The following is a 22,777-nucleotide window of genomic DNA, read 5'->3' as shown; positions in this document are numbered from 1 at the left end:
TCAGAGCCCGCCGAGCTGGACCAGCTGCGCGCCACCGGCGCGGCCGAGAATGGTGTCGACCTTCTTGCGCACCGACTCGATGGTGAGCGGCTTGATCACTGCGCCATGCGCGCCCGCCTTGAGCCCTTCGATCGCGATCGCCTCGTCCGCCTTCGCCGTCACGATCAGGATCCGAACGCCCTTGAATTTGGCGGCGATCTCGCGCACCAGCTCAGGCCCGCGCTGCTTGAGAAAGGAGACCCCGAGCAGCACCACGTTCGGCGCCAGCCAGTCGACGCCCTTCTCATAGGCCTCTTCCGGTGTCGCCAGCTCGTGGGTCTCGATCTCATCGTGCAGCATGAACTGCAGGGCGGCGCGCGTAATCTCGTCGTCATCGATCACGAACACGCGCCGCTGGTCCACCGCTTTCGCCGTTTCAACTCCGATCTGCATCAGCATCCTCCTCAAATCTTCGCAAGATCCTTGGCCGCAAGGCTGCAGGGGAGCATCTAGCAAGAGTCGTTCCGGGCTTTTCGCCGCTGAAAGCCTGCGTTTGTTGTGTCGTTTCGGACAGTGCGGCGCACCATCACATCTTGCGAAGCGTTCCGATGTCGGGTTTGCAACAAGCCGCTGCGACCAGCGGATTGCGCTTCATCTCGTTCAAAACATGACCTTTTTCGTTCGCCCCGGGCGCTGGCACAGCCGTTGCAAAACTCCGTTCAGGCAATGGTTGAGGGCTGAGTGCACGCCGACGCTTCGGACGAGCGATGCTCTCCTTCCCAATAACCCGTCTGCCGGTTCGGACACATGAGAGGACGCGGTCACGCCCCGCTGCAAGCGGGCGCGGCTATAGCAATCGGTTGATGGAGAGCAGAATGTCATCGCTGCGACAAATCGCATTCTACGGCAAGGGCGGCATCGGCAAGTCGACGACGTCGCAAAACACCCTGGCCGCGCTGGCCGAGATGGGTCATCGGATCCTGATCGTCGGCTGCGACCCCAAGGCGGATTCCACCCGCCTGATCCTGCACGCCAAGGCGCAGGACACCATCCTGAGCCTGGCCGCTGCCGCCGGCAGCGTCGAGGACCTCGAGATCGAAGAGGTCATGAAGGTCGGCTATCGCGACATCCGCTGCGTCGAGTCCGGCGGTCCGGAGCCGGGCGTCGGCTGCGCTGGCCGCGGCGTCATCACCTCGATCAACTTCCTGGAAGAGAACGGCGCCTATGAGGACATCGACTACGTGTCCTACGACGTGCTCGGCGACGTGGTCTGCGGCGGCTTCGCGATGCCGATCCGCGAGAACAAGGCGCAGGAGATCTACATCGTGATGTCCGGCGAGATGATGGCGATGTATGCCGCCAACAACATCTCCAAGGGCATTCTGAAGTATGCGAACTCCGGCGGCGTGCGCCTGGGCGGCCTGGTCTGCAACGAGCGCCAGACCGACAAGGAGCTGGAGCTGGCTGAGGCTCTCGCCAAGAAGCTCGGCACGCAGCTGATCTACTTCGTGCCGCGCGACAACATCGTGCAGCACGCCGAGCTCCGCCGCATGACCGTGCTGGAATATGCGCCGGAGTCGGTCCAGGCCAACCACTACCGCAACCTGGCGACCAAGATCCACGGCAATGCCGGCAAGGGCATCATCCCGACTCCGATCACGATGGACGAGCTCGAGGACATGCTGATGGAGCACGGCATCATGAAGGCGGTCGACGAGAGCCAGATCGGAAAGACTGCCGCCGAACTCGCCGCAACGGCTTAAGCAGTCTTGGTACCGGCCTTCCTCCCGTCGGAAGGCCGGTACCTCTTCTTCGAACTCTCATCGGCCTCGATAGGAGATCGCGCCATGACCATCGCAATCGTCGATACGTCGCATGCCGCCGCGGTGAACCTGCAAGCACCGCTCGCCTTCGAAGACGACAAGCGGCATCATGGCCGGCAGATCTACCGCCTGCTGACAGGCAACGACCCAGCCGAGGCGGTGATCGACGACGACTTCAACTTCGACCGCCACGTGATCGCCTCGATCCTCGCCGTGTCGGCGATGGAGCATGGTGCGCTCGCTGAGCGCGCCGGGCTTTCGACCGTCGAGCTGATTGCGCTGCTGGCGCAGCTGTTTCCCGCCGCGGCGATCGATTCAACCTGGCTGCCGATCAACGGCGCAGCTCCAGCGCCGGATGACGACGAGATCGTGATGGTGCGCGATCTGCTCGTCGCGCAGCGTTCGACCGATGGCGACGTCAGCCGCTGGCTCGCGGCGATGGTCGCGCGGCGCGCGATGGAGCCGAACCATCTCTGGGAAGACCTCGGCTTGCGCGAGCGGTCCGAATTGTCCCGCCTGCTGCTGCGCCATTTCGGGCCGCTGGCGAGCCGCAACACGAGAAACATGCGCTGGAAGCGGTTCTTCTATCGCATGCTGTGCGAGGACGACGGCTTCGTGATGTGCACGACGCCGGTCTGCACCCAGTGCAACGATTTCGCGCTCTGCTTCGGCGAGGAGAGCGGCGAGAGCCGGATGGCCGAGCGGCGCCGCGAGGTGGCGCTGCAGGAGGCGGCCACCGCCGCAATGTGAGTACAAGGACTGAGACGATGTTGATGGACCCCCAGCTTGGATCTCCGTGCAACTCCGAGCATGGACGTTGCCCCGAAGCCGAGACCTGCGAGGCCGGCGAGGCCCTGATGCGCCGCTGCGAGGACGCGCTGCGGCTGGCCGGCTTGCGCCCGACCCAGCAGCGCCAGCAGCTCAGCCGCATCCTGTTCGGCAACGGCGACCGCCACATCACCGCCGACGTGCTCTATGCCGAGGCGGTCGCCACCGGCATGAAGATCTCGCAGGCCACCATCTACAACACGCTCAATCAGTTTGTGGAGCTCGGACTGTTGCGGCAGATCGGAGTGGACGGCTCGCGGTCGTTCTTCGATACCAACACCACGGTGCATCCGCACTTCTTCTACGAGGATGAAGGCGAACTCGTCGATGTGCCCGACATCGTGGCGTTCGATCGACTGCCCGAGCCGCTGCCGGGCTACGCCATGGAGCGCGTCGACGTCGTCATCCACCTGCGTCGCAGACGCCACGGCTAAGGCGCGGGCCGCCGCGTCGGCCGCAAGTCTTTCCATCTCCGGCACGTCCGATTTCCGACCCTGTTACAAAACCGACAATCTCGCCCGTTCGGAAAACTCACGCATATTCAAGCGAGTAGGGTGATGTCCGGCCCTGGCATGGCCGTTGCTGAGTGACAGGCAGGCCGTGGCGAGCGTCGTGCTCTGGCGGTCGACACAGGTTGCGACGGAGCAAGTGAATGCCTGACGTCCTCGGACCGCGCGGGCCCAAGACTATCATCAGGAATGCCCGGGATGCCGGCCCTGGCCTTGGGAGCGAGAGCCCGATGCCCCGGGTCATCTTGAACGACACCACGCTCCGCGATGGCGAGCAGGCCCCGGGCGTCGCCTTCGCCCTCATCGAGAAGGTCGCGATCGCCCGCGCGCTGGCGCGGGCTGGCGTTCCCGAGATCGAGGCCGGCACGCCCGCGATGGGGGCCGACGAGATCGCCGCCATCCGCGCCATCGTCGAGGCCGGCCTGCCCGCGACCATCATCGGCTGGTGCCGGATGCGCGAGGCCGACGTCGATGCCGCGATCGCCGCCGGCGTGTCGATGGTGAATGTCTCCATCCCGACATCGGACGTGCAGATCGCCGCCAAGCTCGGCGGCGGCCGGAGTGCTGCGCTGGAGCTGCTCAAGCGCGTCGTGGGTTACGCCAGGAGCCGAGGATTGGCGGTCGCCGTCGGCGGCGAGGACTCGTCGCGCGCGGATGTCGGCTTTCTTACCGAAGTGATCGCGACCGCAAAGGCGCTCGGAGCGCGCCGTTTCCGTGTCGCCGATACGCTGAGCGTGCTCGATCCAGATGCGACCTCGGCGCTGGTCGGAGCCTTGCGCGCGACGACCGACCTGGAGATCGAATTTCACGGCCATGACGATCTTGGTCTCGCCACCGCCAACACGCTGGCCGCGGTCAAGGCGGGCGCGACGCACGCATCCGTCACGGTGATCGGGCTCGGCGAACGTGCCGGTAATGCACCGCTGGAGGAGGTCGCCGTCGCACTGCGGCAGCTCTACGGCCGCGAGACCGGCATCGTGCTGGCCGAGCTCGATCACGTCGCCAATGTCGTGGCCGCCGCCGCGGCGCGCGCGATTCCGCTCAACAAGGCGATCGTGGGCGAGCATGTCTTCACCCACGAGTCGGGCATTCACGTCGACGGTCTGCTGAAGGACCAGCGTACCTACCAGGCGCTCGATCCGATGCTGTTCGGCCGCTCCAACCGGATCGTGATCGGCAAGCATTCAGGTCTTTCAGCGATCACCTCGCTGCTGTCGGATCTGCGCCTGCCGGCAAGCGCCGACCAGGCGCAACGTATCCTCGCGCGCGTGCGCAAGCATGCGGTCGCGCACAAGGGGCCGGTGCCGAAGGAAGCCGTTGCCGCCATCTGGCGCGAAGTCTGTGATCACCCGCACGCGAGCTTTGCCTGAGCATGACCGATATCGTGGACAACCCGATCGCCAAGCCTGTCGCCGCCGAAGCCAGCCCGCCCTCGCTGTTCCGGCTGATCCGCGAGGACATCGGCTGCGTCCGCTCGCGCGATCCGGCGGCGCGCAGCGAGATCGAGACCCTTTTGACCTATCCCGGCATCCACGCGCTGATCTGGCATCGCCTGGCGCACCGGCTGTGGATCCGCGGCTGGCGGTTTCCGGCCCGGCTGCTGTCATGGCTCGGACGTTTCCTGTCGAATGTCGACATTCATCCGGGCGCGCAGATCGGTCACCGTTTCTTCATCGACCACGGCGCCTGTGTCGTGATCGGCGAGACCGCCGAGGTCGGCGACGATGTCACGCTGTATCACGGCGTCACGCTGGGCGGCACGTCGTGGTCGCCGGGCAAGCGCCATCCGACCTTGGAGAACGGCGTCGTCGTCGGTGCCGGCGCCAAGATTCTCGGACCGATCACGATCGGTCCGCGCACGCGCGTGGGCGCCAACTCCGTCGTCATCCAGAGCACGCCGCCGGATGTCACCGTAGTCGGCATTCCAGCCAAGGTCGTGCGGCCGGAGTTCACGCACCGTCGCACGGTCGGACGCATCGATCTCGACCATCACCTGATGCCCGATCCGGTCGGCGAGGCGCTGTCGGTGATGCTCGACCGCATCGAGTTCCTCGAAGCGCAGCTCGCGCATGTCCGGCAGAAGGTGCGCCAGGGGCCACCGCCACCGGTGCCGGTCAACGGATGCGAGGTCGACCCGACTTTGACTCAAGGAGCGAAGCAATGACTGCGGCAACACCGAATGTGCTCGAGCAACTGAAGCAGACGTCAGCGGCAGAGGAGTTCTTCAAGCTGCTCGGCGTCGACTATGATCCGAAGGTGCTGAACGTCTGCCGCCTGCACATCCTGAGGCGGATGGGGCAGTATCTCGTCAGCGAGGACTTCTCGGATGTCCCCAACGAGGAGATCGCGACGCGCTGCAAGTCGTTCCTCGAGCAGGCCTACCAGGACTTCGTGGTATCGACGCCCCTCGACCAGCGCGTATTCAAGGTGCTCAAGGAAGCCGTGGCGCCGCCGAAGCCGGCGGCCAAGCCGTTCGTGTCGCTGACGACGCTCAAGTAGCAGGCGAACTCATCACGACAACAGCAAGCGCCGCCAGCTCCACTGGCGGCGCTTCTGCTTTCAAGGCCGTCGGCTTGCCGAGCAGCCTCTGTCGTATTCCCGACGCGTGTTGCTTGCGACGTGTCGGACCTCTGCGCCGATCCCGAGCAGCCACGCAGGCGCCTGCGCCAACCTATTGAATCCGGATCGATATTCGTTGCGATCCAAACTGGTACGACAATTGCTGTCCTCATCGCAGGCTCAACACCGGAGTGATCGCATGCATATCGTCGTCTGCATCAAGCAGGTCCCGGACTCCGCGCAGATCCGCGTCCACCCGGTGACCAACACCATCATGCGCCAGGGTGTGCCGACCATCATCAATCCCTACGACCTGTTCGCGCTGGAAGCCGCGCTGCAGCTGCGCGACAAGTTCGGCGGCGAGGTGACGGTCCTGACGATGGGGCCGCCGTCCGCCGAAGACTCACTGCGCCGCGCGCTCACCTACGGGGCCGATCGCGCCGTGCTGCTGACGGATCGCTTCTTCGCCGGTGCCGATACGCTGGCGACGACCTATGCGCTGGCCACCGCCATCCGCAAGATCAGCGAGACGTTCGGCGCGCCCGACATCGTGTTCACCGGCAAGCAGACGATCGACGGCGACACCGCGCAGGTCGGGCCCGGCATCGCCAAGCGCCTCGGCCTGTTGCAACTGACCTATGTGGCCAAGATCAACGAGGTCGATCCCGCCGCGCGCACCATCGAAGCCGAGCGCCGCTCGGAAGGCGGCGTGCAGGTGCTCAAGACCAAGCTGCCTTGTCTTGTCACGATGCTGGAGGCCACCAACGAGATCCGCCGCGGCGCCATGTCCGACGCGCTGCGCGCCGCCCGGGCGCAGATCGTGACCTGGAGCGCCAAGGACGCCGGTGTCGAGGACATCTCCAAGTGCGGCCTGAAGGGCTCGCCGACCATCGTCAAGCGCGTGTTCGCGCCGTCGGCCCGCGCCGAGAAGGCTGTCTTCGTCGATTTCGCCAATCGCCCGCCGGCTGAGGCGCTGATCGAGGAGCTTTTCAAGCGCCAGCCGAAGCTGGAAGCCGAACTGATCTCATCGGCGCACGGCTTCTGACCAACGGCTTTTGACGGATCAAGGGAACGACGACCATGAGCGAACCCACCAAAGCACCGCCTGCCGCAGCCGGTCGCGCCGCGACCAAGAAGGAGCTGCCGGAGCATTTCAAGGCCTACAAGCACGTCTGGGTATTCATCGAGCAGGAGCGCGGCCAGGTTCACCCGGTCTCGTGGGAGCTGATGGGCGCCGGCCGCAAGCTCGCCGACAAGCTCAAGGTCGACCTCGCGGCCGTCGTCATCGGCCCGCCCGGTGAAGCCGTTCAGCATGCTGCAGCCGAGTCGTTCTGTTACGGCGCGGATCTCGCTTATATCGTGTCCGACGACGTTCTCACGGATTATCGCAACGAGGCGTATACGAAGGCGTTGACCGACGTCGTCAACACGTTCAAGCCGGAGATCCTGCTGCTCGGTGCCACCACGCTCGGCCGCGATCTCGCGGGCTCGGTGGCGACGACCCTGCTCACCGGCCTGACCGCCGACTGCACGGAGCTCGACGTCGATGCCGACGGCTCGCTGGCGGCCACGCGGCCGACCTTCGGCGGCTCGCTGCTCTGCACGATCTACACGTTGAACTACCGGCCGCAGATGGCGACGGTGCGCCCGCGCGTCATGCCGATGCCGGATCGCGTGGAAAAGCCTGCGACGCGCGTGATCGAGCACAAGCTCGGGCTGGTCGAAGAGGACATCGTCACCAAGGTGCTGTCCTTCATTCCAGATCGCGACTCGGCAAAGTCCAATCTCGCTTATGCCGACGTCGTCGTCGCGGGTGGGCTGGGGCTCGGCTCGCCGGAGAACTTCCAACTCGTCAAGGGGCTTGCCGCCGTGCTCGGCGCCGAGTTCGGCTGCTCGCGACCGCTGGTGCAGAAGGGCTGGGTCACCTCCGATCGCCAGATCGGGCAGACCGGCAAGACCATTCGCCCCAAGCTCTATATTGCCGCCGGCATCTCCGGCGCGATCCAGCATCGGGTCGGCGTCGAGGGCGCCGACCTGATCGTCGCCATCAACACCGACAAGAACGCGCCGATCTTCGACTTCGCGCATGTCGGCATCGTTACCGACGCGATCCGGCTGCTGCCGGCGTTGACCGAGGCATTCCGCGCGCGTCTTTCGCCGCATTCGCGCGACCGCATCGCAAGCTAGGCACCAGAGAGGGAGCAGGGCAATGATCGAGGAACGTTTCGACGCGATCGTCGTAGGCGCCGGCATGGCCGGCAATGCGGCTGCGCTGACCATGGCCAAGCGCGGCATGAAGGTGCTGCAACTCGAGCGCGGTGAGTATTCCGGCTCGAAAAACGTACAGGGCGCGATCCTCTACGCCGACATGCTGGAGAAGCTCATTCCCGACTTCCGCGAGGAAGCGCCGCTCGAGCGGCATCTGGTCGAGCAACGCTTCTGGATGCTCGACGACAAGTCGCATGTCGGCCTGCACTACAAGTCGGACGACTTCAACGAGGAGAAGCCGAACCGCTACACGATCATCCGCGCCCAGTTCGACAAATGGTTCTCGTCCAAGGTCAAGGAAGCCGGCGCGACCGTGCTGTGTGAGACCACGGTCACCGAGCTGGCGCAGGACGCCTATGGCAAGGTGATCGGTGTCAAGACCGACCGGCGCGATGGCGAGATTCATGCCGATGTCGTCGTGCTCGCCGAGGGGGTCAACGGCCTGCTCGGCACCCGCGCTGGCCTGCGTGAGCGGCCGAAGCCGGAGAGCGTCGCGCTGGCGGTCAAGGAGATGCACTTCCTGCCGCGCGAGACGATCGAGGCGCGCTTCAATCTCAAGGGCGATGAGGGCGCGGTGATCGAGGCCGTCGGCACGATCTCCCGCGGGATGACCGGTATGGGCTTCATCTACTCCAACAAGGAGTGCATATCGCTCGGTATCGGCTGTCTCGTCTCCGACTTCCAGAAGACCGGCGAGACGCCCTATGGTCTGCTCGAGCGCTTCAAGCAGCATCCGTCGGTGGCGCCGCTGATCGAGGGTTCCGAGGTCAAGGAATACTCGGCGCATCTCATTCCCGAAGGCGGCTACAACGCGATCCCGCAGCTCTGCGGCGATGGCTGGGTCGTGGTCGGCGACGCCGCCCAGCTCAACAATGCCATCCACCGCGAGGGTTCGAATCTGGCCATGACCTCGGGTCGGATCGCCGCCGAGGCGATCTTCCAGGTCAAGTCGCGCCGAGATCCCATGACCAAGGAGAACCTCTCGCTCTACAAGAAGATGCTGGAGGAGTCGTTCGTCATCAAGGACCTGAAGAAGTACAAGGACATGCCTGCGCTGCTGCACAACCAGTCGCAGAACTTCTTCCTCACCTATCCGCAGCTCGTCTCCAAGGCGATGCAGAACTTCGTGCGCGTCGACGGCACACCGAAGAAGGAGAAGGAAAGCAGCACGCTGCGCTCGTTCGTCAGCGCGCGGTCGTGGACGGGGCTGTTCGGCGACGCGTTCCGCTTTGCGCGGGCGTGGCGATGATCGCTTGAGTGAACGAAACGGTTGCCAAGGGAGATCAGATATGAGCGCGGATGTCGCAGTGCGGGTCGAAGACAAGCTGTTCTACAATCGCTATCAGGTCGATCCGGGCCGGGCCCATATCAAGGTCCGCCCGCATACGACGCCGACGCCGCAGCTGAAGGCACTCTTGAAGGCTTGCCCGGCGCGTTGCTACGAGCTCAACGACAAGGGGCAGGTCGAGATCACGGTGGACGGCTGCATCGAATGCGGCACCTGCCGCGTCATCGGCGAGGCCAGCGGCGACATCGAGTGGAGCTATCCGCGCGGCGGCTACGGCGTTCTGTTCAAGTTCGGCTGAATGACGCTGCGGGAATGGCGCACCGTCATAAGACACATGATCGCGGCGCCAAATGCTATATCGCAGTTGATATAGGTCATTGAATTCGGGGCGCTCCTCTGCTTACATGCTGCTGCAGCAACGATGCTGCAGCAGATGGGAGCGGCACGTGAAACTGAGCGCACGAAACGTCTTGCCGGGGAAGGTGATCTCCGTATCCAAGGGCGCGACCACGGCCCATGTCAGGGTCGAGCTCGCTCCGGGGCTCACGGTCTTTTCAGCGATCACCAACGAGGCCGTGGACGAGCTCGCGCTCGCGGTCGGCGACACCGTCTCGGCCGTGATCAAGTCATCGGACGTGATGATCGGCAAATAGCACGCGATCACGATGATGGATGAGCTGTCTTGCGATCCTCAGCCGGGGCCGACGCCTGTGGGCTCACCGTCAGCCACCATGCATCCATCGCCGTGCGGGTCGCCGGCAGCAGGGCGCCGAGATCGCCGGTGAAGACGCGCCAATCCTCGATGCATTTCTGCGGCACGGCGGTCAGCACCGGAATGCCGGACGTGATCGCCTCGGCCAGCTCGCCGCGCAGTCCGCTCCCCGACGCTTCCTGTTTGGAGAATTTGTTGATCACGATGAGGTCGGCATGGGCCGCGATGGCGCGGTGAACGGCCATGCCGGCTTCGGCAAGGCCGGCCGCATCCAGCTTGCAGGCGGTCGAGCCGCTGCCGAGGTCCTGGCAGATCGAGATCGTATCGCCATTGCCGAGGTCGATGACGTCCATCCCGCTCTTCCTGCCGATCTCGTCTCGGGTGTTGCGCTGAACGATGCCGCCGACGCGGACCCCTCGCAGCACCAGTCCTTGGACAAAATCGTCCAGCAGCACATCGGCATCGTCGCCCGGCCCATAGAGAATGGCGGCGAGGCGGGGCGGATTGAGCTCAGCCGGCTCTTGAAGATCGGGCGGTACCATGCGTTGACCTCGGGCGGCCGCCGTCGTTCCGAGTACATCCAGGCCGTATCGGCCGGGCCATCGACGTGCGGCAGCGCGCGGTAGGTATATCGAGAATATGGCCTCGGCACAAAGAGGAGATGCCGCACGTGTTGACCACCGCTCCCCGTCATGATCTGCAAGCTCTGCTTCGGGACGATGTTCCTTACGGCGACCTCACGACGGAGGCGCTGGGCATCGGGGCTGAAGCTGGACTGATGCAGTTCGCCGCGCGCGACCGCATGGTGCTGGCGTTGGTCGAGGACGCCGCTGCGCTGATCGAGCTGGCGGGGTGCCGTGTCGAACTGCACGCGACCAGCGGGACGGTGCTGGAGAAGGGCGCTCCGATCCTGCGGGCGCAGGGCGCTGCCGCAGGCCTGTTGCGGAGCTGGAAGGTGGCGCAGACGCTGATCGAGATCTGGTCGGGCGTGTCGACCGAGGCCGCAGCGATCGTGCGCGCGGCGCGTGCGGTCGTGCCCGGCATTGCCGTGGCCTGCACGCGCAAGAACGTGCCCGGCACGAAGTCGTTTGCGGTTGCCGCAGTCAAGGCGGGCGGCGCCGTCATGCATCGGCTCGGCCTGTCCGAAACCATTCTCGTGTTTCCCGAGCATCGCGCGTTTCTCGGCGATACGCCGCTGGCGGATCTAGCGGAGCGGTTGCGTCGTACCGCTCCGGAGAAGCGGCTCGTCGTCGAGGTGACGTCGGTCGAGCAGGCCATCGCTGCCGCTGCCGCGGGCTTCGATGTGATTCAGGCGGAGAAGTTTCCGCCCGAAGACATCGAGGCGCTGGCGGCACGAATGAGAACGCTGCCGAGACGGCCGATCATCGCCGCCGCGGGTGGCGTCAACGCGCAGAACGCCGCGGCCTATGCCGCCGCTGGCGCCGATGTGTTGGTCACCTCGGCGCCCTATCTTGCCCGTCCCTGCGATGTGCAGGTGAGGATCACGGGTGCCCCGGTCACGGCCTGATCATGGCTTCGGGCTTGCTGCGGCTGGCCGCTTCTGGCGGTTGGCGCGCCATTCCAGGAATTCACGGAACAGCTTGGGGTCGTTGGGGGCGTTGCTGGCTTGCAGATCGCCCGCCTGGGCGTTGGCGCCCATGACTTGGGGGGCCGGCATGTTGCGGTCGAGCCATTCCTGTGCCGTCTTGAACCGCGTCCAGCCGGCGATCGGCGCCAGTGGCGCGACTTCGAGCCATTTCGGATGAAATGGCGGCCGCTGCAGGGCCTGCATGTTGTTGAACAACGCCTCGACGAGTAGCGACAGGCGGCGATGACGATCGCTGCCCGGCTGCCAGTTGAACGACGCCAGCAAGGCCTCGGCTGCGATCGTATTCACCGGGGCCGAGGCACTGACGAGGTTGGGATAGTCTTCCGCCGACAGCTTCGCCGGCAGATAGTCGTCATGCAGGGCCCGGTCGTATTCGACGGGCACCAGATGCAGGTTGGGATCGTTGACCTGGCTCAGCCATTGCAGCGGCTTGCCCTCGACGGCGATGATGGCGTCGATGTCGCCTTTGCGCAGCATGTCCAGCGCCAGCCGCGGCTCGATGTAGAGAAGGTGCGGCCTGATCCCCAGACGCTCGAACACGTTGATCGACGTGACGAAGGTGCCGCCGTCGGGCAGGTCGACCGCGATGGTCTTGCCGTCGAGGTCGCTCAGGCTGGTGATCGATTTCGGCGCGACCACGTGCATCTCTTCGTTGAACAGCTTGGCGACATAGGCCAGCTGCTCGCGCACATTGTTGGCGAAATCCTTGCGCTCGAGAAAGGCCAGCGTGTCCTTGCGGATGATGCCGGCGTCGACGCCGCGCAGCAGCAGGATGTCGGCGACCGATTGGACCGAGCCCCGCCCGATCACCGGAAGAACACGCAGCTCGGTTCCCTTGTCCAGCACCGAGGAGAGATCCGCGCCCATGTTCGCATAGGTGCTGCCGAGCGATCCCGTCATCAGCGTCACCGTATTGGCGTTCAGCTGATTGGCGAGGTCGCGCTTGGCGTTGCCGTAGCGGAAGATGGTCTTGAAGGAATCGCTAACGCTGCCGGGATCGGTTCCGCTGCGGACCGGCCCGAACCGCTGCCACCGGCCGCCGGTGAACTGTCCCATCTGCATCTGCTCCAGCGGGGCATGATCGTAGGCGCTGGTATTGATGTTGATTCCGGGCGTCAGCATCGGCAGCGCGAGGCCCTTCAGCGAGCGGGCCTGCCGCATGACGTTGTCGCGCGAGAGGTCGTCGCCGCAGGCCTTCAGCACCGCGACCATGGTGCTGGCGGCCAGATAGCTGTAGATCGTGAGCCCATTGTTCTTGGACACGTCCGGCAGGTAGCGATCCATGAAGCTCGACCATGCCCGGTAGGCAGGGTCGCTCGTCGTCGTGGCGTCGTCGCCCTCCAGGTAATAGCCGGCGGACAGCAGGCCCTCGGCGCTCTGCAGCTCCGCCGCCGACATCAGCGACGTGACGGATTTCGACACCGTGGAGATGATGTGATCGGGCCGCCAGCCGATCTCGGCGGCCCGGCGGATCGCCATCGCGGTGAATTTCGGCGTGGCGATGTCGAAGAAGATGTCTGCGCCGGATGCCTTCAGGACCGCGATCTGCTGGTTGACGTTGGCATCCGTCACCTTGTACGCCGCCTCCGCGACGATCGGGATCTTGCCGCCAAGTCCGTCCTTCAGGCCCTTGACGTAGTCCTTTCCGAAGTCGTCGTCCTGATAGAGGATTGCGATCTTGCCGCGGGTCCGTGTCTCCAGCAGGTATTGCGCATAGATGTGCGCCTCGGCCTGGTAGCTTGGCTGGAAGCCCATCGTCCAAGGAAAATCGCGCGGTTCGTCCCACATCGAGGAGCCCGAGGCGACGAACAGCTGCGGGACCTTGTTGGCGTTCAGATAAGGTCGGACCGCGGCGTTGGTCGTGGTGCCGAGGCTCGCGAAGGTCAGCAGGACCTTGTCCTCCTCGACGAGCTTGCGCGTCAGGTCCATCGTCTTCTGCGGAGAATAGGCGTCGTCATAGGAGATGAAGGTGATCCGCCGGCCATTGATGCCGCCTTCGGCATTCACCTTGTTGAAATAGGCCGCGATGGTCTTGCCGATGACGCCATAGGCGAGGGCGGGGCCGCTATAGGGCATCGTGTTGCCGATACGAATTTCATTCTCGGCTGCGGCCGCCGTTCGATCGCCGGCCAGCGTGACCGGAGCGGACAGAGCCAGGGCAAGGCAGGCGGCCTTCGTGGCGCGGCCGGCGCGGACCATCTGATGAGGCCGCAACTGATGATCCTGGCTTCCTGTGGCGGTCCCGCCGGTGCCACCCGCCACGCCGATGCTCTGCATCATCAAATCCTCCCCTCGATGTCTTGTTCGTGAGCGCAGACGAGCACGGCCGCCCCTTCTTGCGAGAGCGGTCCGGATCGCGTTTGTGCGTTCCGATCTGATGAATTAGCGCGCTGCGGAGATGCGGCGGCTAGCTTCCGGCGATCCTTGCTCGGCAGCCCTGAGGTACCAGGCGCGTGCCTTGGCAGCGTCGGGAACGGCGCCGAGGAGCCGCGACTTCGTCAGCTCGACCGGGTCATAGGTACGCGCGAGCAGGAGAGAAGCGTCGGCGATCCCGGCATCGGATAACCGGGTGAGGATCAGGCGCGCGCTTGCGACGTCGCCGGCGGCGAGCAGATCACGCCCCCGCTTCATCAGGCCGTCGACCTCGTCTCGGGGCAGTGAAACGGTCGGACGAGACGGTGCGGCCGGCAACATTGGCGGTTGGCTCGCAACCGGCGGGGCAGCCGCGGCCGGTGCAGGAGATGGCGGGGCCGACGGCCAGGCTCTCGTCGTCACGTCGATGCTGCTGGGGGCCACGAGCGAAGCGACGGTTTGCGGCGGATCATCCTGGGCGACCTTGGCTTCCGCCGGGTCGATCTGGGCCAGGCTCTCCAGCACCGTCGACGGCATGATCTGGCTCTTGCCGCCCGGCACCGCCGCGCCATTGTCGAACGGGACCATGTTGACGATGATCATGGCAACAGATGCGGCGATGCCGACGGCCGCGCCGATCTTGATAAGGCCGCCAAGACGCGCCGACTTGTCGGAATCTTCCGGCGGCAGCGGCATGACGACCGGGTCGAGCTTCGCACTCCAGACACGACGCACCTCTTCATCGTCGAGATCGACGGCGGCCGGCCGCGCCGGCAGGAAGCTTGGCCGGGCAATCAGATGGTGCGGCAGCCGGGCGCCTTCCTCCGGCATGTCGTGGGTCGCGGAGCCGGCGTCCGCCTGGTGTCGGCGCGGCGCATATTTGCGGAGCTCCTCGCTTGCCCAAGGCGGCGTCGGCTTGGCCGGATCGTTCTGACCTGGAGCACTCATCACTAGCCTCCTGTCTCCGACGAACGGATCGTGGGAGAGACCTTCAGGGCGTCGGGCGCGCGTGATCGAACCGAGGCTCGCATCATGCGCCATCGGAGAGACTTCGCCAACGCTGCCGTCGAGACTGACAGTTCCGGTTTCCTTCCGACACGCGCGCCACTGTTTTCGCGCGCCCTGGTCACAATCGATGTTGCTTGGCCCTCAGCTGATCAATGTTTCTTGGCGGGAAGCGTGAGCAGGTAAGGCTATTTGATGGAAATTTCCCGGCTGGCCATATCGATGAATTCTCGCCATGCGCGAGATCTCGGGCTGCCTCTGCTCAAGGCGGCAGGTCGGTCGGCAGTATCGGGATGCCGCACCCCATTCGACTTTGCCGCGAAGTCAGAGGCTTAGCTGGCCGAGCGGTTGCGCGCGCGGCGGCTGGTCATGCAACCAATGCGTGAATCGTCGGAAATGAAATGCGGCCGGACAATGCCGGCCGCATTCACATATCGGGTCGCTTTCTACTCAGCCGCCAGGGCGATCGTCACACCAGCGGCTTCGATCGCGACGGCAACCGACTGGATGATGGCGGCGAAGCGGACGGCGGTCTGGATCGCGGCGGTGCTGACACCCGCGTCCTGCAGAACCTTCTCGTGGGCGTCGATGCAGGTGCCGCAGCCGTTGATGGCCGACACCGCCAGCGACCACAGCTCGAAATCGGCCTTGTCGACGCCGGGATTGGCGATGACGTTCATCCGCAGCCGGGCTGGCATCGTCGCGTACTCCTTGTTCGAGGCAAGGTGCACGAAACGGTAGTAGACATTGTTCATCGCCATGATCGCGGCGGCCGACTTCGCCGCCGCCAAAGCCGCAGGCGACAAATGTGCGGCTGCGACCGATTCGAGAGCCGCCGTCACCGTCGGATTGCGAGTCGCAATCGCGCAGGCGACGAGCAGGCCGTATTTGGCCTGCACGGACAGCGTCTCGTCGGACGCCATGGACGACAGATTGAGCCTGACGTCCTTGGCGAAGTCCGGGATCTGATCCTTGAGCTGCTCGATCGACATGATCAAGCGACCTTCAGGGTCTCGCCGCCGACCTCGCGGTTGCACGGGCAGAGCTCGTCGGTCTGCAGGGCGTCGAGGACACGCAGCGTGTCCTTGGGGGCGCGGCCGACGTTGAGGTTGGTGGCGTAGACGTGCTGGATCGTGTTGTCGGGATCGACGATGAAGGTGTAGCGATAGGCGACGCCGTCCGGCGAGCGGACGCCGAGGCCGTCAACCAGCGAGCCCTTGGTGTCGGCGAACTGCCAGATTGGGAGCTTGTGCAGATCCTTGTGGTCGCGGCGCCAGGCGAGCTTGCAGAACTCGTTGTCGGTCGAGCCGCCGAGCACGACGGCGTCCCGGTCGGCGAAGTCTTTCCCGAGGCGCGCGAACTCGGCGATTTCCGTCGGGCAGACGAACGTGAAGTCCTTCGGATAGAAAAAGATGATCTTCCATTTGCCGGGAAAGCTGGCTTCGGTCAGGGTTTCGAAGGCGCTCTCGCCTTTCTCCTCCTGAAGATGAAAACCGGGCTTCACACCGACGACTTCGAACGAAGGCAGCTGACTTCCAATTCCGAGCATGTCGCACTCCAAGAAATTTCTGCGCTGCAATAGCGAGGCGCATTGTGCATTGCAAGCGATATGCCATTAGCTATCAACATCAATGATTTGTCGCAAACGCGACAGTCAGTGCGGTGTTGCTGCAATTGCGAATGGGTGCGATGTTCGAGACGGCACCAAGCCCGCTGGGAGGCCAAGGCGCCGCGTTCGATTCGTGACACCGGATGACGGTGCATGGATACGTGTCGAGCGTGCACGGGATGCAGACTGCATATAAGGGTTGATGCATCGTCGTCTCGGGAAGGTCGCGCCAGAGGCCCGATCTCACCTCATGCAGTTGCGGCGGAGTTGCATTTTCTTTGTGCGGCCTTAATGGCAAAATTGACATTATCGCCTCTGTTGCGATGCACGTTTGACCATGGCGACCCGTTAAGCGGCAGCAGGGCGACAACTGCTCGGCAGAGCGCAGGCGTCGCACGTCGCTGCGTGCCTCATCACGCTCGGTGTCGTCAGCTTTTGCGCAAATCGCGTCTGTTATTTCGCCTTGCTGCTGCACGTCACGACCATAGTCTCCTTTCAGATTTCAACGGTCTGGGAGGAGTTCTGCACCATGAGCGAACGTGTCTCGGCATCTGCGGGCGCAAGACCAACCATCGATCGGCGTCGCTTCCTCGCGACGTCAGCGGCAATCGCGGCGGGGCTCGGCGCGCCGGCGTTGCTCGGGAGCGGCAGGGCCGCAGCAGCCGGCCTGAAGACGGTCCGCTTCAGCGAGGCCGTGCACAATCTCGGCTACATCAACCTCTACGTCGGCATGCATGCCGGCATCTTCAAGAAGAACGGCCTGGACATGCAGGTGAGCGCCGCGGGCGGCGACACCCAGACCTTCGCTGCCGTGCTCGGCGGCTCCGCTGATTTTGCCATCGGTGACGCCACCATGGCGCAGATCTCGCGCGAGAATGGCGGTCCTGGTGTGGTCGTCGGCACCGTGGTGCAGCGGGCGCATTACTTCGGCGTGTCGAAGACGCTGCAGCCGATCACCGATCCCAAGGGCTTCAAGGGCCTGAAGATCGTGACATCGCCCGAGCCCAACACCAACTATAGCGTCGCCAAGCGCCTGCTGGAGAAGGCGGGCATGAAGGTCGGCGTCGATGCGACCATCGTGCCGGTCAACCCCGGGACCGAAATTGCGGCCATGCTGGCGGGGCAGGCCGACATCGCAATTGCCTATCAGCCGAGCGTGTCGGCCGCCGAAGCGCAGGGCGCCAAGGTGGTGTTCGACTTCTCCAACTATATCGGCCCCTTCTGCAACACCGGCATCATGGTGCTGCCGACCACGATCCAGAAGGATCCCGAGATGGTGCAGGCGCTGGTGACCTCGTTCGAGGAGGCCTCGCGCAAGACCTACGCCGACCCTGCCTTCTCCAAGGAGGTCGCGCGCAAGGAATTTCCCGATCTTCCCGGCGAGGTCGTCGACAAGGCGATCGATGCCGAGCTGAAATATCTCATTCCGGCGCAATCGGTGATCACCAAGACGGATCAGTGGGCGAACCTGATGGAGATGCAGGTCTATCTCGGCAATGCCAAGGGCTCGGTGCCGTTCGACCAGATCATCGACAATTCCTTCGCGGAGAAGGCGATCGCCAGTCTCAAATGATTGAGACCGGCCTCAAGACGCAGACCGGCACGGGCGTCGCGGCGCCCGCGCCGCCGCTCGTGGTCGAGCATGTCGCCAAGAGCTACGAACTCGATGGCGGCGGGATCGTGCCCGTCATCGGCGATCTCAGCCTGACGTTGAGAGAAGGGGAGATCGTCAGCATCGTCGGTCCCTCCGGGTGCGGCAAGACCACGCTCCTGAATACGCTGTGCGGCCTGCTCGCGCCCGATGCCGGCCGCATCCGCTGGCATGGTCGCGAAGTCGCGGGCCAACCGCAGAACGTCGGCTACATGCTGCAAAAGGACCTGCTGCTGCCGTGGCGGACCGCGCTCGGCAATACGATGCTGGGGCTGGAGATCCGCGGCATGCCGTCGGGTCAGGCCGAGGACCGCTGCCGGGCCATGCTCGACCAGCTCGGTCTGCACGGCTTTGCCGACCACTATCCAACGACGTTGTCGGGCGGCATGCGGCAGCGCGTGGCGCTCGCCCGTACGCTCGTCAACGATCCCGATGTTCTGCTGCTGGACGAGCCGTTCGCGGCGCTGGATTTTCAGAGCAAGCTCCTGATCGAGAACGACACGGTCGGTCTGGTCCGGCAGGGAGGCCGCTCGCTGCTGCTGATCACCCACGACATCGAGGAGGCCGTCTCGCTCGCCGACCGCGTGATCGTGCTGTCGAAGCGGCCGACGCAGATCAAGGCCGTCTACGACATCGCGCTCGGCGCCGATCGTCACGATGTCATCTCGGTCCGGCAGGCGCCCGGCTTCAGCGACTATGTCCGCAGCATCTGGGCCGATCTCGACGTGGTGCTGCAATGACAGCCGATGTCGACGCTGCGCCGGCTTCCTCGGGGGGCACGCCGACGTCCGTCGGCCCAGCTAAGCGTGCAACGTCCCAAGGGCGGCGCTGGCCGCGGCTGCGCAGCACGCTCACAGTGATCGTCACCCAGTTGATCGTTCTCTCCGCCTTTCTCGCCTTCTGGGAATACATGACCGGGCAGAACAAGGCGGCCGCCTTCATGTTCGGCTCGCCGTCGGCCATCTTCAAGTTCCTGTCGCAGATGGCCTATGACGGCAGCCTGTGGCGTGACGCCTATGTCACCGGCCTCGAGACCCTGCTCGGCTTCTTCGTCGGCAACTGCATCGGCACCTTGATCGGCCTGTCGTTGTGGTATTCGCGCTTCGTCTCCCGCGTCGTCGAGCCGTTCGTGATCGCGCTCGGCTCGATCCCGATCATTGCTCTGGCGCCCATCATCATCATCTGGTTTGGCACCGGCCTGATCTCGAAGGTCGCGATGTCGACCCTGTCGGTCGTCATCGTCGCGCTGGTGACCTCCTACAAGGGCGCGACGGGCGTCGATCCGGATCAGATCAACCTGTTTCGCACGCTCGGCGCCTCCAAGTTCCAGATCTTTCGCAAGCTGGTGGTACCGGCGTCGCTGGCTGATATCTTCGCCGGCCTGAAGCTGACCGTCGGCTTTGCTCTGATCGGCGCGATCGTCGGCGAGTTCATGTCATCATCCGAAGGGCTCGGGCACGCCATCTTCAAGGCCGGCTCGCTGTACATCATCCCAAAGGTCTTTGCCGCGCTGGTCGCGACCATCGCGCTGGCGCTGCTGCTGACCTTCGCGGTCGGCAAGATCGAGCAGCTGCTGATGCCGTGGCAGAGGCAGCAGCGATGAAGAATCCATGTCAGACATAGTGGGGAGCGATCATGTCACGACGGGTCGGCAAGGCCGGCAACATCAAATACGCGCTTTCAGGTGACGAGGCCTTCATCGCGGCCGTCGATCCCGGCGAGATCTTCGTCGTCGAGTGCGCGATCAACGTCAATGACGGCACCATCCGCGCGCTCGGCCAGCAGCTGGTCGAGAGCGACGTGACGCTGCCTTACGTCAATGGCGCCACCGGACCGATCGAGGTCCGCGGCGCCAAGGCCGGCGACATGCTGCGGCTCGACATCATCGACATGGAGCTCGACCGGCTCGGCTTCACCGCACTGTGGCCGGGCATCGGCATGTTTCCGGACTGGGTCCGGCGCAAGGAGTTCGGCATCCAGACCCGCGTCGTGGCCGTCGAGAACGGGCACGTCTTGTGGAACGAGCATGTGAAGCTTCCGGTTCGCCCGATGATCGGCGTCGCCGGCGTGGCGCCTGTCCATGGCGCCGTGCTGACGGTCGACAACGGTCCTCACGGCGGCAATCTCGACGTCCAGGAGATCACCTCGGGCAACTCGGTGTTCTTCCGCGTCAACAAGGATGGCGCGCATCTCTTCCTCGGCGACTGTCATGCGATCCAGGGCGACGGCGAAGCCAATGGCATGGGTGCAATCGAAATCGCGGCCAACCTCACCGTCAAGGTGTCGCTCGACAAGGCGCCGGCGCGGCTGAACCATCCGCGCATCGAGACGCCGACGCATATCTGCACGCTCGGCTGCGCGCGCCCGCTCGAGGACGCGATGCGGATCGCGTTCGAGGAGATGATCAACTGGCTCGAGGATGATTGGAAGATCCCGGCGCCGGAGGCCTACATGCTGCTCGGCCAGATCGCCGAGGCCCGCTGCACCCAGGTGGTGAATCCGAAATACACCTACATCTGCAAGGTCAGCAAGACCTTGCTCGCCGGCTATCACGGCTGACGCCGTACACTGCGACCAAGGAGACGAACATGGATTTGGGATTGGCCGGCAAGAACGTGCTGGTGACGGGCGGCAGCAAAGGCATCGGGCTTGCGATCGCCGAGTTGTTTGCCGTCGAAGGCGCCAACGTCGCGATTTGCGCGCGCGATGCCGAAGCGGTCGGCAAGGCGGTCACGAAGCTCGCGGCGAGGGGTGTCAAGGCGTGGGGACAGGGCATCGACGTGGCCGATCCGGTCGCGTTGAAGGGCTGGGTGGACGGCGCTGCCAAGGAGCTCGGCGGCGTCGATTGCGTGGTCTGCAATGTCAGCGCGCTCGCGGTCGGCGATTCACCGGAGACGTGGGAGAAATCGTTCCGCACCGACATGATGCACACGGTGAACTCGGTTGCGGCGGCCGTTCCGTATCTCGAAAAGTCGACAGCGGCTTCGATCAGCATCATCTCCAGCGTGTCCGGATTCGAGGTCGACTTTGCCGCGGGATCCTATGGCGCGATCAAGGGCGCGTTGATCCATTATGCAAAGGGGCTTGCTCACCAACTCGTCGGCAAGGGCATCCGCGTCAACGCGGTCTCGCCAGGCAACACCTATTTCGAGGGCGGCATCTGGCAGAATATCGAGAACGGTTCGCCGGACCTGTTCAAGACCGCAATGGGTTTGAATCCCACCGGACGCATGGGAACCGCAGAGGAAGTGGCTTATGGCGTGGTGATGCTGGCCAGCCCGCTGGCGAGCCGAATCTCGGGAACCAACCTCATCATTGACGGTGCGCTGACCAAGGCCGTGTAAGCCCGTTGGCCTGATGGCGCCGAGCCATGCAGCCGACGAATGCTGCGCTGCGGCTGCCGTCCGACTCTCCCTGCGATCTCACGAGTTGAGAGCCCTTGAGGCCGCAAGGGAGAGCAAGGCATGCAGGCACTCGTGCAGCAGCTGACCGGTATCGTCCCGGACTGGATGATCGGGCCGGGCTTGATCATCGGCGCCATTCTCGGTGCGCTGCTCGTCTACAATATCGCGCGCGCCCTCGTGAAGCGGGCGATCGGCAGCCGGAACTCGATCCTGCTTCCCATCCTGCGGAGGACCGCTGGACCGGTGCGGCTGGCTCTCTGTCTGGTGGCCGTCGCGCTCGTTCTTCCGCTGGCGCCGCTGAACGAAGGATGGCGCCGCGCGCTCGCGCACCTGTTCGTGGTGGCGACGATCGCGCTGGTCGGCTGGATCACGATCCGCGTCGTCGACATGGTCTCGGCGCGCTACATGCAGCGGTTCCGTGACGACATCACGGAGAATTTCCTCGCCCGCAAGCATGTGACGCAGGTTCGCGTCTTCAAGCGCGTGATCGACACGTTGATCATCATCGTCGCCGTCTCGGCGGCGCTGATGACCTTCGATTCGGTCCGGCAATATGGTGTCAGCCTGTTCGCATCCGCTGGCGCCGCCGGCCTGATCGTCGGTCTCGCCGCACGGCCCTTGCTCAGCAACCTGATCGCGGGCGTGCAGATCGCGGTCACGCAGCCGATTCGCATCGAGGATGCCGTCATCATCGAGAACGAGTGGGGCTGGGTCGAGGACATCGCCTCGACCTATGTCGTGATCAGGCTGTGGGATTGGAGGCGGATGGTGGTTCCGCTGTCCTATTTCATCGAACGTCCGTTCCAGAACTGGACGCGAGATGCGGCCTCGTTGATCGGCTCGGTGGTTCTGCACGTGGACTATGCCGCGGACGTGCCACGCATCAGAAGGCGGCTGGAGGAGGTCGCGAAGGAGTCGAAGATCTGGGACGGCGCCGTGGTCAATCTGCAGGTCGTCGATACCAATGCGCGCACCATGGAATTGCGGGCTCTGGTGAGCGCTCGGAACGCGCCGCAGGCGTGGGACCTCAGATGTGAGGTCCGCGAGAAGCTCATTGCCTTTCTGCAGCGGGAGATGCGCGAAGCCTTGCCGCGTGACCGCGCAGACATTTCGCCACCGCTGTCGGTGTTCGATCCGCAGTCGCCGCCGCATTTCGCGGCCGCGCCGAACTGACCGTGGCT

General features: G+C 64.5%; 24 protein-coding genes. 18 read left to right on the top strand and 6 right to left on the bottom strand.

The genetic code is table 11. The features are described 5' to 3' along the window. A complete protein-coding gene (locus QX108_RS10750) occupies positions 1–432 on the bottom strand; it encodes a response regulator transcription factor (protein WP_315781768.1) in 432 nt (143 codons plus the stop codon). Between the two features lie 422 nt (positions 433–854). Here QX108_RS10750 and nifH point away from each other — a divergent pair, with 422 nt between their 5' ends. From nifH to QX108_RS10695, 11 genes are all read left to right on the top strand, one after another. Then, on the top strand, positions 855–1,742 hold the full coding sequence (gene nifH, locus QX108_RS10745) for a nitrogenase iron protein (RefSeq protein ID WP_006609655.1): 888 nt from the start codon (positions 855–857) through the stop codon (positions 1,740–1,742). Between the two features lie 84 nt (positions 1,743–1,826). Next, positions 1,827–2,552, top strand: a complete 726-nt coding sequence (locus tag QX108_RS10740; RefSeq protein ID WP_315781765.1) for a nitrogen fixation protein NifQ — start codon at positions 1,827–1,829, stop codon at positions 2,550–2,552. A gap of 17 nt (positions 2,553–2,569) precedes the next feature. After that, positions 2,570–3,064 (top strand): iron response transcriptional regulator IrrA, encoded by a 495-nt coding sequence (gene irrA, locus QX108_RS10735; RefSeq protein WP_315781763.1) that lies wholly within the window; start codon positions 2,570–2,572, stop codon positions 3,062–3,064. A gap of 305 nt (positions 3,065–3,369) precedes the next feature. Continuing rightward, on the top strand, positions 3,370–4,509 hold the full coding sequence (gene nifV / locus QX108_RS10730) for a homocitrate synthase (protein WP_315781761.1): 1,140 nt from the start codon (positions 3,370–3,372) through the stop codon (positions 4,507–4,509). A 2-nt stretch (positions 4,510–4,511) separates the two neighbouring features. Beyond that, complete coding sequence (cysE, locus tag QX108_RS10725) at positions 4,512–5,303, top strand: serine O-acetyltransferase (RefSeq protein WP_315781760.1); 792 nt, start codon at positions 4,512–4,514, stop codon at positions 5,301–5,303. Continuing rightward, a complete protein-coding gene (gene nifW, locus QX108_RS10720) occupies positions 5,300–5,638 on the top strand; it encodes a nitrogenase stabilizing/protective protein NifW (RefSeq protein WP_315781759.1) in 339 nt (112 codons plus the stop codon). Before cysE ends, nifW begins: the two co-directional genes overlap by 4 nt. A 259-nt stretch (positions 5,639–5,897) precedes the next feature. Continuing rightward, on the top strand, positions 5,898–6,743 hold the full coding sequence (locus QX108_RS10715; RefSeq protein WP_315781758.1) for an electron transfer flavoprotein subunit beta/FixA family protein: 846 nt from the start codon (positions 5,898–5,900) through the stop codon (positions 6,741–6,743). Between the two features lie 35 nt (positions 6,744–6,778). After that, a complete protein-coding gene (locus QX108_RS10710; RefSeq protein WP_172132843.1) occupies positions 6,779–7,885 on the top strand; it encodes an electron transfer flavoprotein subunit alpha/FixB family protein in 1,107 nt (368 codons plus the stop codon). 22 nt (positions 7,886–7,907) lie between these two features. Then, on the top strand, positions 7,908–9,215 hold the full coding sequence (locus QX108_RS10705) for an FAD-dependent monooxygenase (RefSeq protein ID WP_315721299.1): 1,308 nt from the start codon (positions 7,908–7,910) through the stop codon (positions 9,213–9,215). Positions 9,216–9,255: 40 nt separating this feature from the next. Further along, positions 9,256–9,552 carry a ferredoxin family protein gene (locus QX108_RS10700; protein ID WP_315781757.1) on the top strand — a complete coding sequence of 99 codons (297 nt, stop codon included), beginning with the start codon at positions 9,256–9,258 and terminating at the stop codon, positions 9,550–9,552. Positions 9,553–9,700: 148 nt separating this feature from the next. Then, on the top strand, positions 9,701–9,907 hold the full coding sequence (locus tag QX108_RS10695) for a molybdopterin-binding protein (protein WP_172112537.1): 207 nt from the start codon (positions 9,701–9,703) through the stop codon (positions 9,905–9,907). A 7-nt stretch (positions 9,908–9,914) separates the two neighbouring features. Here the strand turns inward: QX108_RS10695 and QX108_RS10690 are convergent, their stop codons facing one another. Next, positions 9,915–10,508, bottom strand: coding sequence for a DUF2478 domain-containing protein (locus QX108_RS10690; protein WP_315781755.1), 594 nt, complete (start codon positions 10,506–10,508; stop codon positions 9,915–9,917). A gap of 119 nt (positions 10,509–10,627) precedes the next feature. On the opposite strand from QX108_RS10690, the gene modD reads away from it, so the two are divergent. Continuing rightward, positions 10,628–11,494: a ModD protein gene (gene modD / locus QX108_RS10685; RefSeq protein ID WP_315781754.1), complete on the top strand. Its 867-nt coding sequence runs from the start codon at positions 10,628–10,630 to the stop codon at positions 11,492–11,494. Here modD and QX108_RS10680 read toward each other — a convergent pair whose 3' ends face one another. The 4 genes from QX108_RS10680 to QX108_RS10665 form a co-directional block, all read right to left on the bottom strand. Next, positions 11,495–13,855, bottom strand: a complete 2,361-nt coding sequence (locus tag QX108_RS10680) for an ABC transporter substrate-binding protein (RefSeq protein WP_409998492.1) — start codon at positions 13,853–13,855, stop codon at positions 11,495–11,497. Between the two features lie 102 nt (positions 13,856–13,957). Continuing rightward, positions 13,958–14,875 (bottom strand): sel1 repeat family protein, encoded by a 918-nt coding sequence (locus QX108_RS10675; RefSeq protein ID WP_315781753.1) that lies wholly within the window; start codon positions 14,873–14,875, stop codon positions 13,958–13,960. Positions 14,876–15,378: 503 nt separating this feature from the next. Further along, the gene (locus QX108_RS10670) at positions 15,379–15,924 is read right to left on the bottom strand and encodes a carboxymuconolactone decarboxylase family protein (protein ID WP_315721296.1); all 546 of its coding nucleotides are present in this window, start codon (positions 15,922–15,924) and stop codon (positions 15,379–15,381) included. A 2-nt stretch (positions 15,925–15,926) separates the two neighbouring features. Next, positions 15,927–16,481 (bottom strand): peroxiredoxin, encoded by a 555-nt coding sequence (locus QX108_RS10665; protein ID WP_172132846.1) that lies wholly within the window; start codon positions 16,479–16,481, stop codon positions 15,927–15,929. Between the two features lie 589 nt (positions 16,482–17,070). Here QX108_RS10665 and QX108_RS10660 point away from each other — a divergent pair. The 6 genes from QX108_RS10660 (at position 17,071) to QX108_RS10635 (ending at position 22,769) form a co-directional block, all read left to right on the top strand. After that, positions 17,071–18,114, top strand: a complete 1,044-nt coding sequence (locus tag QX108_RS10660) for an ABC transporter substrate-binding protein (RefSeq protein ID WP_315721295.1) — start codon at positions 17,071–17,073, stop codon at positions 18,112–18,114. Next, positions 18,111–18,932 carry an ABC transporter ATP-binding protein gene (locus QX108_RS10655; RefSeq protein ID WP_315781750.1) on the top strand — a complete coding sequence of 274 codons (822 nt, stop codon included), beginning with the start codon at positions 18,111–18,113 and terminating at the stop codon, positions 18,930–18,932. The genes QX108_RS10660 and QX108_RS10655 overlap by 4 nt, the downstream gene beginning before the upstream one ends. Continuing rightward, a complete protein-coding gene (locus QX108_RS10650; protein ID WP_315781748.1) occupies positions 18,929–19,795 on the top strand; it encodes an ABC transporter permease in 867 nt (288 codons plus the stop codon). Before QX108_RS10655 ends, QX108_RS10650 begins: the two co-directional genes overlap by 4 nt. A 32-nt stretch (positions 19,796–19,827) precedes the next feature. Continuing rightward, positions 19,828–20,751: an acetamidase/formamidase family protein gene (locus QX108_RS10645; RefSeq protein ID WP_315781746.1), complete on the top strand. Its 924-nt coding sequence runs from the start codon at positions 19,828–19,830 to the stop codon at positions 20,749–20,751. A 29-nt stretch (positions 20,752–20,780) separates the two neighbouring features. Beyond that, a complete protein-coding gene (locus QX108_RS10640; protein WP_315781744.1) occupies positions 20,781–21,536 on the top strand; it encodes an SDR family oxidoreductase in 756 nt (251 codons plus the stop codon). Between the two features lie 120 nt (positions 21,537–21,656). Further along, on the top strand, positions 21,657–22,769 hold the full coding sequence (locus QX108_RS10635) for a mechanosensitive ion channel family protein (protein ID WP_315781742.1): 1,113 nt from the start codon (positions 21,657–21,659) through the stop codon (positions 22,767–22,769). Positions 22,770–22,777 lie beyond the last annotated feature (8 nt).

This window comes from Bradyrhizobium sp. SZCCHNR1002, from assembly GCF_032381435.1.
GTDB classification, from domain to species: Bacteria; Pseudomonadota; Alphaproteobacteria; order Rhizobiales; family Xanthobacteraceae; genus Bradyrhizobium; species Bradyrhizobium aeschynomenes.
The sequence above is the reverse complement of the archived record's forward strand: the minus strand, read 5'-3'. Positions and strand labels throughout refer to the sequence as shown.

Excerpts from the sequence above, each read along its gene's own strand:
- QX108_RS10750 (WP_315781768.1), bottom strand. The coding sequence starts at position 432 with ATGCAGATCGGAGTTGAAACGGCGAAAGCGGTGGACCAGCGGCGCGTG.
- QX108_RS10645 (WP_315781746.1), top strand. The coding sequence starts at position 19,828 with ATGTCACGACGGGTCGGCAAGGCCGGCAACATCAAATACGCGCTTTCA.
- QX108_RS10740 (WP_315781765.1), top strand. The coding sequence starts at position 1,827 with ATGACCATCGCAATCGTCGATACGTCGCATGCCGCCGCGGTGAACCTG.
- modD (WP_315781754.1), top strand. The coding sequence starts at position 10,628 with ATGCCGCACGTGTTGACCACCGCTCCCCGTCATGATCTGCAAGCTCTG.
- QX108_RS10700 (WP_315781757.1), top strand. The coding sequence starts at position 9,256 with ATGAGCGCGGATGTCGCAGTGCGGGTCGAAGACAAGCTGTTCTACAAT.
- QX108_RS10675 (WP_315781753.1), bottom strand. The coding sequence starts at position 14,875 with ATGAGTGCTCCAGGTCAGAACGATCCGGCCAAGCCGACGCCGCCTTGG.
- QX108_RS10705 (WP_315721299.1), top strand. The coding sequence starts at position 7,908 with ATGATCGAGGAACGTTTCGACGCGATCGTCGTAGGCGCCGGCATGGCC.
- QX108_RS10650 (WP_315781748.1), top strand. The coding sequence starts at position 18,929 with ATGACAGCCGATGTCGACGCTGCGCCGGCTTCCTCGGGGGGCACGCCG.
- QX108_RS10680 (WP_409998492.1), bottom strand. The coding sequence starts at position 13,855 with ATGATGCAGAGCATCGGCGTGGCGGGTGGCACCGGCGGGACCGCCACA.
- nifH (WP_006609655.1), top strand. The coding sequence starts at position 855 with ATGTCATCGCTGCGACAAATCGCATTCTACGGCAAGGGCGGCATCGGC.
- QX108_RS10710 (WP_172132843.1), top strand. The coding sequence starts at position 6,779 with ATGAGCGAACCCACCAAAGCACCGCCTGCCGCAGCCGGTCGCGCCGCG.
- QX108_RS10690 (WP_315781755.1), bottom strand. The coding sequence starts at position 10,508 with ATGGTACCGCCCGATCTTCAAGAGCCGGCTGAGCTCAATCCGCCCCGC.
- irrA (WP_315781763.1), top strand. The coding sequence starts at position 2,570 with ATGTTGATGGACCCCCAGCTTGGATCTCCGTGCAACTCCGAGCATGGA.
- QX108_RS10635 (WP_315781742.1), top strand. The coding sequence starts at position 21,657 with ATGCAGGCACTCGTGCAGCAGCTGACCGGTATCGTCCCGGACTGGATG.
- QX108_RS10640 (WP_315781744.1), top strand. The coding sequence starts at position 20,781 with ATGGATTTGGGATTGGCCGGCAAGAACGTGCTGGTGACGGGCGGCAGC.
- QX108_RS10655 (WP_315781750.1), top strand. The coding sequence starts at position 18,111 with ATGATTGAGACCGGCCTCAAGACGCAGACCGGCACGGGCGTCGCGGCG.
- nifV (WP_315781761.1), top strand. The coding sequence starts at position 3,370 with ATGCCCCGGGTCATCTTGAACGACACCACGCTCCGCGATGGCGAGCAG.
- cysE (WP_315781760.1), top strand. The coding sequence starts at position 4,512 with ATGACCGATATCGTGGACAACCCGATCGCCAAGCCTGTCGCCGCCGAA.
- QX108_RS10665 (WP_172132846.1), bottom strand. The coding sequence starts at position 16,481 with ATGCTCGGAATTGGAAGTCAGCTGCCTTCGTTCGAAGTCGTCGGTGTG.
- QX108_RS10715 (WP_315781758.1), top strand. The coding sequence starts at position 5,898 with ATGCATATCGTCGTCTGCATCAAGCAGGTCCCGGACTCCGCGCAGATC.
- QX108_RS10660 (WP_315721295.1), top strand. The coding sequence starts at position 17,071 with ATGAGCGAACGTGTCTCGGCATCTGCGGGCGCAAGACCAACCATCGAT.
- QX108_RS10670 (WP_315721296.1), bottom strand. The coding sequence starts at position 15,924 with ATGTCGATCGAGCAGCTCAAGGATCAGATCCCGGACTTCGCCAAGGAC.
- nifW (WP_315781759.1), top strand. The coding sequence starts at position 5,300 with ATGACTGCGGCAACACCGAATGTGCTCGAGCAACTGAAGCAGACGTCA.